12 protein-coding genes and 1 tRNA gene are annotated in these 14,474 nt (G+C 45.8%); 10 read left to right on the top strand and 3 right to left on the bottom strand.

Annotation, left to right across the window (positions count from 1 at the left end; translation table 11 throughout):
* The first annotated feature begins 105 nt into the window (after positions 1-105).
* On the top strand, positions 106-375 hold the full coding sequence (locus RGU72_RS12050; RefSeq protein WP_322119959.1) for a hypothetical protein: 270 nt from the start codon (positions 106-108) through the stop codon (positions 373-375).
* 85 nt (positions 376-460) lie between these two features.
* Here RGU72_RS12050 and RGU72_RS12055 read toward each other — a convergent pair whose 3' ends face one another.
* Positions 461-1,105: a VTT domain-containing protein gene (locus tag RGU72_RS12055; protein WP_322119960.1), complete on the bottom strand. Its 645-nt coding sequence runs from the start codon at positions 1,103-1,105 to the stop codon at positions 461-463.
* 76 nt (positions 1,106-1,181) lie between these two features.
* On the opposite strand from RGU72_RS12055, the gene mutL reads away from it, so the two are divergent.
* From mutL to RGU72_RS12085, 6 genes are all read left to right on the top strand, one after another.
* On the top strand, positions 1,182-3,083 hold the full coding sequence (gene mutL / locus RGU72_RS12060) for a DNA mismatch repair endonuclease MutL (RefSeq protein WP_322119961.1): 1,902 nt from the start codon (positions 1,182-1,184) through the stop codon (positions 3,081-3,083).
* A gap of 40 nt (positions 3,084-3,123) precedes the next feature.
* The gene (gene miaA / locus RGU72_RS12065; protein WP_322119962.1) at positions 3,124-4,062 is read left to right on the top strand and encodes a tRNA (adenosine(37)-N6)-dimethylallyltransferase MiaA; all 939 of its coding nucleotides are present in this window, start codon (positions 3,124-3,126) and stop codon (positions 4,060-4,062) included.
* 90 nt (positions 4,063-4,152) lie between these two features.
* A tRNA-Met gene (locus RGU72_RS12070) sits at positions 4,153-4,229 on the top strand.
* Between the two features lie 914 nt (positions 4,230-5,143).
* The gene (dgt, locus tag RGU72_RS12075; protein ID WP_322119963.1) at positions 5,144-6,367 is read left to right on the top strand and encodes a dGTP triphosphohydrolase; all 1,224 of its coding nucleotides are present in this window, start codon (positions 5,144-5,146) and stop codon (positions 6,365-6,367) included.
* A 170-nt stretch (positions 6,368-6,537) separates the two neighbouring features.
* The gene (locus RGU72_RS12080; RefSeq protein ID WP_322119964.1) at positions 6,538-7,290 is read left to right on the top strand and encodes a KilA-N domain-containing protein; all 753 of its coding nucleotides are present in this window, start codon (positions 6,538-6,540) and stop codon (positions 7,288-7,290) included.
* 92 nt (positions 7,291-7,382) lie between these two features.
* A complete protein-coding gene (locus RGU72_RS12085; protein ID WP_322119965.1) occupies positions 7,383-9,281 on the top strand; it encodes an ATP-binding protein in 1,899 nt (632 codons plus the stop codon).
* Between the two features lie 23 nt (positions 9,282-9,304).
* On the opposite strand, the gene RGU72_RS12090 is transcribed toward RGU72_RS12085, so the two are convergent.
* The gene (locus tag RGU72_RS12090; protein ID WP_322119966.1) at positions 9,305-9,841 is read right to left on the bottom strand and encodes a DUF2058 domain-containing protein; all 537 of its coding nucleotides are present in this window, start codon (positions 9,839-9,841) and stop codon (positions 9,305-9,307) included.
* A 642-nt stretch (positions 9,842-10,483) separates the two neighbouring features.
* Here RGU72_RS12090 and istA point away from each other — a divergent pair.
* The 3 genes from istA (at position 10,484) to RGU72_RS12105 (ending at position 13,420) form a co-directional block, all read left to right on the top strand.
* Positions 10,484-11,983 carry an IS21 family transposase gene (gene istA / locus RGU72_RS12095; protein WP_322118417.1) on the top strand — a complete coding sequence of 500 codons (1,500 nt, stop codon included), beginning with the start codon at positions 10,484-10,486 and terminating at the stop codon, positions 11,981-11,983.
* Positions 11,973-12,740, top strand: coding sequence for an IS21-like element helper ATPase IstB (gene istB / locus RGU72_RS12100; RefSeq protein ID WP_322118371.1), 768 nt, complete (start codon positions 11,973-11,975; stop codon positions 12,738-12,740). Before istA ends, istB begins: the two co-directional genes overlap by 11 nt.
* 119 nt (positions 12,741-12,859) lie before the next feature.
* Positions 12,860-13,420 (top strand): GAF domain-containing protein, encoded by a 561-nt coding sequence (locus RGU72_RS12105; protein WP_322119967.1) that lies wholly within the window; start codon positions 12,860-12,862, stop codon positions 13,418-13,420.
* Between the two features lie 144 nt (positions 13,421-13,564).
* Here the strand turns inward: RGU72_RS12105 and RGU72_RS12110 are convergent, their stop codons facing one another.
* Positions 13,565-14,203 carry an NAD(P)H-dependent oxidoreductase gene (locus tag RGU72_RS12110; protein WP_322119968.1) on the bottom strand — a complete coding sequence of 213 codons (639 nt, stop codon included), beginning with the start codon at positions 14,201-14,203 and terminating at the stop codon, positions 13,565-13,567.
* Between the last annotated feature and the right edge of the window lie 271 nt (positions 14,204-14,474).

Here is a 14,474-nt window from a genome sequence, read left to right on the forward strand (position 1 = left end):
TGGATTAGTTTTAAACGTCGGACTGAATTTAAGCTAAAGAAATTTAAGCTTAAGAATCGTCACTAACGGCAAGGATTTCAGCGTCCGAATCACAGCCAATCCCGGATGCAATCCAGCGTCGTATTACTCGCTGGATTATTTTTTCTGTCCCAGTTTGCCAACTCAGCGGTACGCATTTTAAAACGTATCTCAGCCAACGCAAATAATCCCTTGGCTGCACCAGCAAACCGCAGCGATAAATTTTCTCATTATCTTGCCACTGCAAAGCACGGCAAGCACCATGCCACTGCCATAAAAAAACCCTGGCCACTGGACAGGGTTCTGCTGCACAACACACACCACAACCATTACAAGCTTGACCCAGCGCCGGCTTAACCGGCGCTTGCTGCTTAAGCCAAATAGTGTGCTGCGCTTTATTCATTCACCTTAGCCGAGGTCAACTTAGCTAACCACTGAGAAATTACTTTTTCAAAAATCGCTTACCTAATTTCCAAAGAGCACCCAAAACAATAGGGAAAACAGCCGCACCAACACCGATTAATACAATCAAATTAAGGTGGTCACGGACAAAAGGAATATTCCCAAAAAAGTAACCGCTCAACACCACCGAGAACACCCAAAACAAAGCACCGATGACGTTATATATCTGAAATGTTCTGTGCGTCATGTCCGACACACCCGCCACAAATGGCGCAAACGTACGCACTAAGGGGATAAAGCGCGCCAGCACTACTGTTTTACCGCCATGCTTTTCATAAAATTCATGCGTTTTTTTGATGGCATTTCTATCTATCCACCGGAAATCTCGCTCTAACACTTTATGGCCGATTAAACTACCTATCCAATAATTTAATGAATTGCCACTGATCGATGCCGTGATGAGCAACACCATCAATAGCGCCAGATCCATGTCCCCGCGAGCACAGAAGGTGCCGGCAATAAACAGGAGCGAGTCGCCTGGCAAAAATGGAAAAATAACGAAGGCAGTTTCACAGAAAATAATCGCAAATAAAACCACATACACCAAGGTGCCATATTGCGCGATAAACAATCCTAATGATTTATCGACATGCAAAATCATGTCTAACAACTTTACAAAATCCATAAGTCTCCCGGGTAGAGGCGCAATCATACACCAACAGATCGCAGAATCTAGTACTTAGCACAGGTATAATCTGCGGATGAACGCGACACCAAATATATCCCCTGCATCACCCTCACCCCGCCCTATTTTGGCGCTACCCGATCAACTGATATCGCAAATCGCTGCGGGTGAAGTTGTGGAGCGACCATCGGCTGTGGTAAAAGAATTACTAGAAAACGCTCTGGATGCTGGCTCTACCAGCATCCAGATCCGCTTAGAAGAAGGCGGCGTCAAACGGATAGCGATTAGCGACAATGGACGCGGGATTCCCGCCGATCAATTGCCACTTGCAGTAGCACGCCATGCCACCTCAAAAATTGCCTCGTTAACCGATCTGGAGAATGTGGCAACCCTGGGGTTTCGCGGTGAGGCACTTGCCTCGATTGCCTCGGTCGCTTTGTTGACATTAACGACGCGCACAGCAGAAGCACCGCATGCCTGGCAAATTGAGAATGGCAAAATCTCACCCGCGTCTGGCGCGCAAGGGACGACTGTGGATGTGCAGGATTTGTATTACAACACGCCTGCGCGCCGCAAGTTTCTTAAATCTGAACAGACAGAATTTGGTCATTGCGCCGAGATCGTCCGCAGAATTGCGCTGGCATGTCCCGATGTGACATTTTCACTATCGCATAATGGCAAAGCCGTTGATCACTGGAACATCAGCGCGATTGATAAACGCAGTGCCCATATTCTTGGTGACGCTTTCGCCAATGCCCGACTGGCACTGGATGAGAGCGCTGGCCCTCTGCGCCTACACGGCTTTGCAGGTCTGCCGACAGCTTCCAAAGCCAGAGCTGATGCCCAATATTTTTATGTCAATGGCCGCTTTGTCCGCGATAAATTATTAACACATGCAGTACGCGCTGCGTATCAGGATGTATTGCACGGCGACCGCTACCCGTCTTATGTATTAGCGTTAGATTTAGACCCTGCACTTGTCGATGTCAACGTACATCCATCCAAAATTGAAGTCCGCTTCCGCGATGGCCGTGCTGTACATCAGTTTGTATTCCATGCGGTTAGTCGTGCATTGGCACAAACTTCGGCAACATCGTTTGGTACAGTGCCAGCCCCTGCCACTGCAATGGGATCAACCAATACCGGTAGCGGAAAAATCCCCTGGACGAGTGGCGAGCAAACATCATTTAGCCAACAATTTAGTCAGGAATTCAGCGCTAAGCCAAGAGAATTTAATGGCTACGCTTTTGAGTCACAAAACAATCCGCAAGGCGGCGTTGCACAGACAACGCAAAGCTATGGGGCGCTGTTTGCACGCGACCTCAATCCTATGGGCGATGCGCTCACGCAGACAAACGCTGCCAGCTTTGCGGGCAGCGAGTTACCCAATGATGAGCATCCGCTAGGCTTCGCATTAGCGCAGCTACATGGTGTTTATGTGCTGGCACAAAATAGCAAGGGTCTGGTGCTGGTGGACATGCATGCAGCACACGAGCGAATTTTGTACGAACAACTAAAAAATGCGCTGGATGAAAACAGCATGCCAGTACAACCGCTGCTCATCCCTATTACTTTTTATGCCGACGGGATTGAAGTCGGCACGGTGGAAGAGCATCAGGCAGTTTTACAATCACTGGGTTTTGATATCGCTGCGATCTCGCCAACCACCCTAGCCGTGCGTGCTGTGCCAGCGCTGCTCAAGAATGCTGACGCGCAATCACTGGCACGCGATGTATTACGTGAAGTCAGAGAATTTGGCGGATCACGAGTGCTAATTGACCGTCGCAACGAATTGCTCGGCACTCTGGCCTGCCACACCGCCGTGCGCGCCAATCGTAATCTGACGGTGATGGAAATGAATGCACTGCTACGCCAGATGGAACTCACTGAACGCGCCGATCAATGCAACCATGGTCGTCCAACCTGGGTACAGATGGGTTTGAATGACCTGGACAAAATGTTTTTGCGCGGTCAATAAAAAATGAACATAAGTTGAAAAATAAATTGAATAAAATAAATTGAACAGCCGCCCCAAAGTCATCGCCATCATGGGTCCAACTGCGTCTGGCAAAACTGCCGCCGCGCTGGAAATCGCACGCCATATTCCATCAGAAATTATCTCCGTCGATTCCGCATTGGTATTCCGCGAAATGGATATCGGCACAGCAAAACCAAGCGCAGCAGAACTCGCCTCCGCACCGCATCACCTGATCAACATCATCGATCCCAGCGAAGCCTACTCAGTCGCCCAATTTTTAACCGACACCAAACGTTTAGTAGAAGATATCCACGCACGAGGCAAATTACCGCTGCTAGTTGGCGGCACCATGATGTACTTCAAAGCACTGGTCAACGGCCTGGATGATCTGCCCGCGGCAAACCCGGCAATCCGCGCAGAACTGGATGCCGAAGCTGCACGCGACGGCACACCAGCATTGCACACACGGCTCGCCGCACTAGACCCGATTACCGCCGCCCGATTAAAACCAAACGATACACAACGCATCCAACGCGCACTAGAAATCATCGCACTGACCGGCCAGGCAATGTCCTCATTACTAGCGCTACAACCCAAAAGCGAAATGCCATTTGACATGCTATCGCTGTCGCTAGAACCCTCCGACCGGGCCGTTTTACATCAACGTATCGCCCGACGCTTCGACATCATGCTGGAGCAAGGCTTTTTGGACGAAGTCCGCACACTACGCCAGCGCGGCGACCTCAACCCAGACATGACATCCATGCGCTGCGTAGGTTACCGCCAAGCCTGGGAACATCTGGACGGCATCATCGACTACCCAGAACTACGCGAACGCGGCATCATCGCTACCCGCCAGTTAGCCAAACGCCAGCTCACCTGGCTAAGGTCAATTCCAGAACGCATTGTGATTGATTGTCTAGGACAAAATCCGACAGCAGCCATACTAGAGCAAGCAATTTCTTATCAAAATTCCTAATCTAAAAAGCAAAAGAGCCGCAGCAACTGCGGAAAATCAGATTTTAATATTGACACCCCCAAGTCGAAATGGCATAATTTCGGGCTTCTTGGTGATATAGCTCAGTTGGTTAGAGCACAGCACTCATAATGCTGGGGTCGGTGGTTCAAGTCCACCTATCACCACCAGATACACGTTCAAAGAGCTTCTTTAACGTCTTAAAACCCGCTTCTAGCCTTGTGCTGATGCGGGTTTTTTGTTTTCTGAGTGTTTTTAACGTCCTTTGACATCCAATTTGGGAATTGGATGCGTCAACTATTTGTACTATTTGTCCCAAACGAAGTCGGACACGCAGAATGCCAAAAATTTCAGGCAACAGGCAGCTAATAGCACACCAGCATCGCGCATGACCAAGCACGCTCTACCCAAGCAGACGACATACTGCAACACTTGGAGCAGCAAGAGTCCGAATACAAACTCTAGGGCAGCCTGAACGAACTGATAGGCTCCGCCGACGGTAAAAAAATCCGCAACTGCGCCCAACAAGTCAAGCTAGACGTATCGCTACGCCAACCGCCACCTCCACAAACTATCGCGCCGCTACCGTCTGCAACTGATCAACAACAAGCTTGCGCTGATGGTGATAGACCAAGACATGGGCGATGAACAACGCTGGGTCCATTTACTCTCCTGCGGCGAATCCTTGCTCGTCTCATTAGCGCTAGACCTAGCATCGTTATCCTCCAACCACGTCCGCGTCTATTCGCTATTCACAGAAGAAAGGTCTGGCAGCTTCGACGCAGCCACCCAGCCCGTAGCGATGGATATACTACATAGCCTACAAGCCATGGGCCGCAAAGTCGGAGTAATCTCCATGTGCAGGAGATGATTGAGAAGATCGCTACGTGGATTTTGGTGCAGAGAACGGTTAGGAGTATGAATCTGGTGAGCATTGGATAATGTATTTCTTAAAAATTATTTAAATATAGTTTTGTCATGTATAGTTCTTAGCAGAAAAATTCCTATTATCTAAAAACTGAAATGTCAGAACTTGGTGCTGTTTTCAAAAATAACTTTTAATAATTTAGAGGGTCTGAAGAAAATGGATGAAGACGCAAAAGAATTTGCCAAACGCAAAGAAATCTCGACAGTAGCTCTAAATATCAGGGAACACGACGAATCCAATAATCGCACTGATAGTGAGGACCGTACAGGGTATTCAAGGGATTACGCGAGAGTTTTGTATTCATCCTCTTTCAGACGATTGCAAGGAAAAATGCAATTGTTAGGTATTGACGAAACAAGATTCAATCGTAACCGCCTTACCCATAGTTTAGAAGTAGCGCAGATTGCACGTGGATTGGCTACCTCATTGAAGTTAAGTGAAACTATAGTTTCCGAGACCTGCGCTTTAATTCACGATATTGGCAATCCACCTTTTGGTCATTCGGGGGAACGGGTTTTAAATGATTTGACACAGAGCGTTGGTGGCTATGAAGGGAACGCACAAGCGTTCAGAATTATTCGATCTTTAGAAAAAAAACATCCAAATTGCGCTGGGCTAAATTTGACAATTCGAACGCTTTGGGGAACGGTAAAATATTTCAATTCTAGAGAACAGAACAAAAAAAAATTCCTTTATCCCGATGACTATAGCTATTTAAGCGCGAAGTTAAATGAGTTTAGTATTAGCGACAAGAAAAGCATCGATGCCGAAATAATGGATTTGGCAGATGAAATCGCTTATGCGGCTCATGATTTAGAAGATGCATTGAGTTCAAATTTGTTAGTAATTGGAGAATTAATTCATGAATTTTCTATCGATGATGATTTCAAAGACGCATCAGAAAAAATTAAACAAATAGTAAAAGAAGTTCAAAGAATTGCTGGTAACTCGAACCAACTGAGCACTTCGGAAGAGTACTCTATTGTCTTTAAAAAAGAACTTACTTCAAGAATTGTAAACGAGCTGATTCAAGATATTGGTTTGGTGGAAGAAGTGAATGGGAAAAGTGAACTTGGATATAAAAGTCTAGCGAAATTAGCAAAGGGATTAAAAAAACTTGTATTCAAAGTAGTTCTCCGAAAAAGACACATTCAGGAATATGAAAGCCGTGGAGAGAAAGTAATTCGTGGTCTTTTTGAAGTGTATTCCGATGAAAAATTCAATAAAAATTTGATGTTATTGCCACCGGAATTAAGAAAATTAGACGCAAAAAAAGAAAGAATTATTTGCGACTATATTTCGGGAATGATGGATCCGTTTGCGGCTCAAGAATACATAAAATATTTTGGCAGATCTAAATATGAATCACTTTATATTTAAAGATTAGGATATGGCGATTGAAAGAAAAAAGAATACTTATCGATCGAAACTAAGTAGGCGATATTTTTAATTTTTACTGAAACAATTTTAGAAGATTATTTTTTACGACGGGAAAGAAAAATATCTTCATTACCGCTCTTACTTTTTTTAAAATTTTTTGGAACTATCAGATGACATCACAACAATTAGCACTGATTCCACATGTTGAAGAGGGAGAAATTATCGCTCAACGTTCATCTGATGGCTATATTAGCGCGACTGCTTTATGTAAATCCGTCAATAAGCAATTTTCTCACTACAACTCGCTCAAATCGACGAAGGATTTTGTTCAAGAGCTATCAAAGCAAACGGGAATGCCAGAAACCCAATTAATCCATATTGTTAGTGGAGGGAATGCGCAGTTACAGGGCACGTGGGTTCATCCATACATAGCAATGAATTTAGCGCAATGGTTATCTGTAAAGTTTGCAGTCAAAGTAGCGCAATGGGTAACCGAGTGGCAACAGGGTAAAGCAAAAGTCGTTATGCCTGTCCATCTCGACAGGTATTTACAGAATCGTTCAAAAGTTCCATATACACATTTCTCTATGTTAAATGAGTTAACTTTGAATTTAATAGCACCACTAGAGCAAGCGGGATATACGTTACCCCAAGATATGGTTCCCGACATCTCTGAGGGGCGAATGTTCTGTAAATGGTTGAGGGACAATAAAGGGATTGAGCCAAACACGTTTCCAACTTATACACATTCATATCCTGATGGTCGGAATGTATCGGCTAAACTTTACCCTATTGAATTATATGAAGATTTTCGAGTACATTTCAATGAAATTTGGCTAATAAATCAAGCACCAAAATATTTTGCCGAGAGAGATATCAAAGCTCTCGGCTATGTGAAAACATTATTCCTGCCTGCGCCATAAATTCATCAAAAAAAACAATTAACGAGAACATCATCGCAATAAAAATAACCTTCTACCGATGCTGATCTTTTTTTTAAGCAATTGGAATAAAAATGGACATAGAAACCTCTAGTGCGATAAAGCTTTTTTTTCCTAATCCATCGTTATCACTTGTGTATTTCGAAGCTATCGCAAATGCATTAGATGCGGGTGCTACAGATATCCAGATTCTCATAGCGATTGAAGCATTTACCGCTTCCGACACATTGAGTATCCAGATAACAGACAACGGGAAAGGATTTACAGAAGAGAGTTTTGAGCGATTCAAAACGTTAATGAAACCCAAAGACACTTTCCATAAAGGGATTGGCAGACTTGTTTTTTTGAATTATTTCGAAAACGTTGCGGTTACAAGTGAGTGGGCCAATACTAGAAGAAGATTTATATTTAAGGAGCGCTTTGACGGAAAATCGGAAATTGAAAAACTAACTGATTCGCTTAAAGCAGAAAAAACTACCCTGCTATTCAAAAATTTCTCTAAAGATAAAGTTAAGTCTTACGATGATCTACGACCAGGAAGTCTGAAAGAAAAGATAGTCTCTCACTTCATGTTAACCCTCAATGATTTACGTGATAGGAATGTCAATTTCAAAATAGATATCAATCTTGAGACCAAAGAAAGTAACGCGCAAAAGGAGTTTTTTTCAAGCGCCATATCTATCTCCTCTGATGACCTTCCACAAATGAAACATAAGGTGATTTTTGACGAAACTATTGATGCGCACTCGAACATCGATATGCACTATTACATAAAGACGAACACTTCATCTGCGGCAAATTTACTAACAGCTGTGAGTATCGATGGTCGGACAATTCCCATAAGCCTCATACAATCTTCATCTATACCATATGGAAACTCAGCAGTTTTCATTTTTTCGTCAGACCTTTTCTGGGCGAGTGCGGACACCTCACGACAGCGGCTTATTCTCGCTGAAGGGCTTTCTGAAAGTGCGCTTTACTCAACGTTGCGCCGTGAAATTGGCACTGTCTTAGCTGAAAATATTCCGGAGATCGCAGAGAAAAACATGAAGACTGAAAAGAAATTTGAAGAGCAATTCCCTCACTTATTGGGTTATTTTGATGGCGCTTCAGTTGGCTTAATTGATGGCGAGGATGCGTTAAACAGCGCGCAACAAAGGTTCTTTAAAATTCAAAAAGAAATTTTGCAATGCGAAAACATGACGGACGTGATTTACGAAAAATCTTTGGATGCGTCAGCGCGAACGTTAACTGAATACATTCTTTATCGTGAAAAAATAATAGCTAAAATGAAGGCGATGTCTTCCGATAACACAGAAGCCGAAATTCACAATCTGATCGTTCCTCGTTGGGAAAATTTCCAACAAGATTCAATTATTAACGACGTATATCAGAATAACGCTTGGCTCCTTGACGACAAATTCATGACTTTTCGTACAATATTGAGTGAAGCGCGCATGGTTGAGGTCATTAATGCCATTCGGTTGGATGATGAGGGAATTTCTGGTGAAAATGGTAGGCCTGATATTGCGATGATTTTTTCCGCCGACCCACAGGATTCAAACCCTGTCGATGTCGTGGTTATCGAAATAAAAAAGAAAACTGATGATGAAAAAGAAAATCAGTATGCAATAAATCAACTGTTGGACCGTGCTTATAAACTTGCGGAACATTGCCCAAACATTCAAAGAATTTGGTACTACGCAGTTCTACAGATTAATGATTCCTTCGCAAGAAGCCTAAGGCAACAAAAGTGGGCTCCTCTTTTCTCAAAGGGTAAAGTCTACTATCAAGAATTTCCGACTGAGCGCCCCAATGGCACAATTGTCCCAACACCTATCTTTGCAATGTCGTTTGATGCAATTGTTTCCGATGCTCAATCGCGCAACCATACCTTCTTGGAAATTTTACGCTCAGGAATGAAGCAGCAGTCAAAACGTCTAAGCGAGATGACGGAACCTCATAAGGATTAATGAGCGCCCCCCTTGATCGGGAGCTACCACGTAAAGTCATCCGGGATCTGAAAGGCGGCATACGGATCATCCGCATCGATTTCGGTCGTCGTCTTCTTCACCCGCACCACCAGTGACGCATCGCGCTCGGCGATTTTGTCCGCGATGATACGGGGCAGTAATTCTGTTTTACCGTCCAGACACACGATCACCAGTCGGCCAGCGATCAAATGCGTCTGTACCTCTGCTGACACATAGATCTTATCGATCTTGGTACCGTGAGTGTAGTAATAAGCGATGTCGCCGGCGCCCTTGCTTTGGCGATTCTTTTGCACCAACTGCACAATTTGAGCAAAAACTGCTTTTTGGCTCGCGGCCGCATCGCGTTGGGCATTGAGTTCGCGAGCGCGTTCGGCATTTTTGCGCTGCACCTCAAGCGCGGCCAAACGCGCCTCATCTACGCTCCAGTTGCCAGTCCGGCGCTCGACCTTTTTCTGCTTGCTCTTTTCCTGGTGGACCAGTTTGGCTTTGTTTTTATCGACGAGTCCCGCTTTTAAAAATTGATCTTGTAACGACGCCATCATACAACTCCGAAAAATAAGTGCCCACGGTCCAAGGCAACGCTGCCGACCAATGGCAAGCCGCTAGCATAGCAAAATTTGCTGTGCTGCAAGGCCATAACCCGCAATAAATAGGGTGGACTTTCCCCTAATTACTTAGTAAAGCTATTTCCCCGTAGGTGTGACGTAATTTTCAAACAAAGTCATTTGGATGTGAATCTTATTTGTTGAAAATTACGTACATTAAGAGACTCGCTTTTTATTCAATCTTAGCAGGTGAATTTAAGCATTGTTACGGAACAACGGCAGTGCCTGTTTTGTCTGACGCATTCTTGTAAGCATTTTGATGTTTTGGTAAGGAACCAAAAAGCGGGTCAATCTGTTGCAGCGACCACACCAAAAATTTTCCGCAGATATACTATTTTTTAAATTTCTTTCGTAACCGCGCAGCGCGTTTAGAGAGGGCATCATATGAGCATTACTTTTAAAATTGGCGATATTGTCCAACTCCGTGATGGTGGGGAGTTGATGACGATTGAGGCTATTCTCGTGTCAAACAGCGTGCAATACTTACCAGATTAGGGGTGGAAACAGCGTCCAAAAGTTTCCACCCTAGTGTGTCACCATCCGGTGTTTTAGCCGGAGGTATCTGGAGTGATTTATATGGACATCATTTACGAAATAAGAAGACGTCATTCAGTACAGAAACAATCGATTTCTGCCATTGCGAGAGAAATGGGACTCTCCCGGCCGACCGTACGCAAACATCTCAATACCGTCGAACAGCCTAAATATCAGCGGCTGCTAACGGTTTCACCCCGCCTCGATGAATATAAAGACCAGCTAACCTCCTGGTTAGAAGAAGAATCCAAACTACCCCGATCACGGCGCCGAACAGCGCAACGGCTATTTGAGGGGCTACAGGAACTAGGTTACGGCGGGGCCTACGACAGCATTCAACGATTTGTAAAACAGTGGAAATCCAGCGCACATGGTCCAAAAATCACCGAAGCGTTTATTCCGTTGGTGTTTCTGCCAGCCGATGCCTGCCAGTTTGACTGGAGCCAGGAACAGGTGGAAATCGCTGGTATCGTGCAAACGATTAAAGTCGCCCATTTCCGGTTAGCCTATAGCCGCCAAATGTTTGTGGCCGCCTATCCCAGAGAAACGCAGGAAATGGTCTTTGATGCGCACATCCGGGCATTTACCTTCTTTGGCGGTGTGCCTGCCCGTCTGATTTACGATAATCTCAAGACCGTCGTCGACACCGTCTTTGTCGGTAAAGAACGTCAATTTAACCGGCGCTTTTTAACGCTGGCCAATCATTATCTGTTTGAACCAGTGGCCTGCACTCCTGCTTCTGGTTGGGAGAAAGGTCAGGTCGAGAATCAAGTTGGCAATGTACGGGAATGGCTGTTTACCCCGTTGGCCCGCTTTGCTTCCTTTGCGGATTTAAATGCGTGGCTCACAACCCGCTGCCAGGAATTAGCGCAACGTATGCACCCGACACAAAGTCAGCGCACCATTGCAGACTGTTATGCTGATGAGCAGCCTTTGCTTCGACCTGTCAGCGCGCACTTTGATGGCTATGTAGAAAAAATGATGCGTGCCTCGTCCACTTGTCTAGTGAAAGTAGACCGGAATAAGTACAGTGTGCCAGCGCGGTTTGCCGGGCAGGCGGTATCTGTTCGCACGACAGCAAATCTGGTGCGGGTCGTCGCACAGGGCGAAGTGATTGCCGCCCATGCCCGTCAATTCAGTCGTGACCAGTTGATTTGTGATCCCTGGCATTACCTGCCTGTTCTGGAGAAGAAGCCTGGCGCTTTACGGAATGGCGCACCATTCGTTGAATGGACATTACCCAGAGCGGTTGTGCAAGTACGCGACCGGATTCTGAAGCAACCGAAAGGAGACCGAGCCTTCGTAGAATTACTGATGCTTGCCGGTGAAGCAGGACTTGATGCGCTTACTGTGGCATGTGAGTTAACTCTGGAGGGCGGCGTCATCAGTGCGCCTATCGTGATGAATGAATTGCGCCGTCTCATTGCGCCGCATTTACCCGCGGCAGCAATCCAACTGCCAGACACCATTGCTTTGACGATGGAACCTCTGGCGAACTGCCACCGTTATGATTATTTGCTGGGAGCGGCCAATGTCCACTGACCACGCTACCAGTTTAAAAACACTGCAACTCTATGGGATGGCTTTGGCATGGAGTGAGCTGCAGGCAGAAAAGCCCAGGCAAGCACATCGACCTGAAAGCTGGATGGAGCGGTTAATCCATGCAGAACAAACCGATAGGCAACTCAAGAGCTTACGCTATCAACTCAAAACAGCACGCTTCCCGATTCACCGTGACTTAACTGGCATTAACTGGGCAGAGACTCCCTTATCGCAAACAGTGGTTGAGCAATTGGCGACCGCAGGATTTATGGAAACAGCGCACAACCTAATTCTGGTGGGTGGTACTGGCACCGGCAAGTCGCATTTGGCCACTGCCATCGGTGTCGCGGCAATCCATCATGGCAAGCGGGTGCGTTTCTTTAATGCGGTCGATCTGGTCAACCAGTTGGAACGAGAGAAGAGTCAGGGAAAGGTCGGCAATCTGGCGAAACAGCTCTGCCTGATGGACGCTGTCATTTTAGATGAGCTGGGATATTTGCCGTTTCCCGCTTCTGGAGGTGCATTGCTGTTCCATCTGATCAGCCATCTCTATGAAAAAACCTCGCTCATCATTACGACCAATTTGTCATTCGGCGAGTGGGTACAGGTCTTTGGTGATGCAAAAATGACTACCGCTTTGCTTGACCGTGTTACGCACCATTGCGACATCTTGGAAACCGGGAACGATTCTTACCGATTTAAGCACAGCAAAAATCGTTCTGAACAAGCCGATAAAGTGGAAAAATTTGGACGCTGACAGGTGGTAAATATTGGACGCTGTTTGACACTATTCTCGGCAATAAACATGATCAGGCTGAGTGTACTTGGGGAGCTGGCGCGCAGTCGCAACTGAAGGTATTTACGCTGGACTCACTTGTGCATGTGACGCCTGCCGATGCTCACAAATCCAATCAAGCCGTTTCAAGATATGAGGAAGGTTTAGACCCTAATGATCTGACGGTACAGCTATCTGAATTGTTGGTTGCGACTGCGGATACGTCGGATGAGTTGATTCATCACTCGGTTCAGGAAGTCTTAAAAATTGTGCTGGAAAAACTTAAGATGGATGTTGTGTTTGTGTCTGAATTTGTGGATGGCATGCGGGTGATACGACAAGTTGAATGTCGCGACAATGCGCCGATTTTGAGTGCCGGCCAAGCCGATCCTTTGGAGGCGACATGGTGCCAGCGGATTGTGGATGGACGCTTGCCACAAATTATTAATGACGCGCAGAAGCTAGCCCAAGAGATAGAAATACCGAAGACGCATCTGAAGATAGGCTCTTATCTTGCCACGCCGATTATTCTGTCTGATGGCAATGTATATGGCACATTTTGCTGCTTTAGCTCTAAGGCAGACGACAAATTGGTAGAGCGGGATTTGAAAAATCTGCAGCTGGCAGCGAAGTACGCGGCAGAAAAACTTCAGCTTAGCTAGCTTGAAAATTACCTGAAAACGCGATTAAAAATTAGAACAAAGAACAGAGTGGGGTCCGGTCAACTGGCGTGATTAAGGTGATCTACTCTGCTCCGATTGTCGCTAGCTACGAATGCCTTACCCGCGGCTAGCGACATAGTCGATTTACTTCACTTCAGTCACAAACTTGTCGGTTGGGCGACGGACTTTTTTCAGGTTAACTAACCAGTCTTTGTCTTCTTCGCGATAGCCCAACGGCAAAATCACAACGCTGCGCAGACCGTGTGCTTTGAGTCCAAGGATTTCGTCAACTGCGGCAGGGTCAAAACCTTCCATCGGTGTGCTGTCCACTTCTTCAAATGCGGCGGCGATCAGTGCTGATCCCAGACCGATATAGGCCTGACGTGCTGCATGTTGATAATTGACTTCGGCATCGCGTTTTGGGTAGGTGTTGAGCAGCATTTGGCGATAATTTTCCCAGCCTTCGTTTTTAAAATTACGAATATCGTTGGTCAGATCAAACATCATGTTGATGCGTTCTACAGTGTAGTTGTCCCATGCAGCGAACACTAACAGGTGTGAACAATCGGTGATCTGGCCTTGGTTCCAAGCGACTGGTTTGATTTTTTCACGGACTTCTGGATTGGTAACGACGAAGATTTCGTAAGGTTGCAAACCGCTGGAAGTCGCGGTCAGGCGCGCTGCTTCCAGAATGCGGTCAACTTTTTCTTGCGGAACCGCTTTGGCAGGGTTCATCTTTTTTGCGGCATAACGCCATTCCAGCTTTTGAATTAAATCGGACATGTGAATAACTTTCGGGTTGAGATTAATGTTTGCTAATAATGATTCTTAAGGGGCTCACTAAGAGCAAACAGAGTTTTAATGACTTGTTACTTTGCCTAGTGTAACCGTGATCGAAATTAGCTGCACTGGCGTACTATTGTTCAGCTTATGGACATTCGACGGGCATTGTTTGATCCGTCATCGACACGATGATGGAGATAGCCATTGCCCATTTATTCGCTGCGACCAAACGTCTGACTGATATGGGTCATCGCTGGCATTTGACAAGGCT

The sequence above is a fragment of the Undibacterium sp. 5I1 genome, assembly GCF_034314085.1.
Taxonomy (GTDB): Bacteria; Pseudomonadota; Gammaproteobacteria; order Burkholderiales; family Burkholderiaceae_D; genus Undibacterium.

Bases quoted from the DNA above. Each gene is read 5' to 3' on its own strand.
- RGU72_RS12050 (WP_322119959.1), top strand. From the start codon at position 106: ATGCAATCCAGCGTCGTATTACTCGCTGGATTATTTTTTCTGTCCCAG.
- RGU72_RS12055 (WP_322119960.1), bottom strand. From the start codon at position 1,105: ATGGATTTTGTAAAGTTGTTAGACATGATTTTGCATGTCGATAAATCA.
- mutL (WP_322119961.1), top strand. From the start codon at position 1,182: ATGAACGCGACACCAAATATATCCCCTGCATCACCCTCACCCCGCCCT.
- dgt (WP_322119963.1), top strand. From the start codon at position 5,144: ATGGATGAAGACGCAAAAGAATTTGCCAAACGCAAAGAAATCTCGACA.
- RGU72_RS12080 (WP_322119964.1), top strand. From the start codon at position 6,538: ATGACATCACAACAATTAGCACTGATTCCACATGTTGAAGAGGGAGAA.
- RGU72_RS12085 (WP_322119965.1), top strand. From the start codon at position 7,383: ATGGACATAGAAACCTCTAGTGCGATAAAGCTTTTTTTTCCTAATCCA.
- RGU72_RS12090 (WP_322119966.1), bottom strand. From the start codon at position 9,841: ATGGCGTCGTTACAAGATCAATTTTTAAAAGCGGGACTCGTCGATAAA.
- istA (WP_322118417.1), top strand. From the start codon at position 10,484: ATGGACATCATTTACGAAATAAGAAGACGTCATTCAGTACAGAAACAA.
- istB (WP_322118371.1), top strand. From the start codon at position 11,973: ATGTCCACTGACCACGCTACCAGTTTAAAAACACTGCAACTCTATGGG.
- RGU72_RS12110 (WP_322119968.1), bottom strand. From the start codon at position 14,203: ATGTCCGATTTAATTCAAAAGCTGGAATGGCGTTATGCCGCAAAAAAG.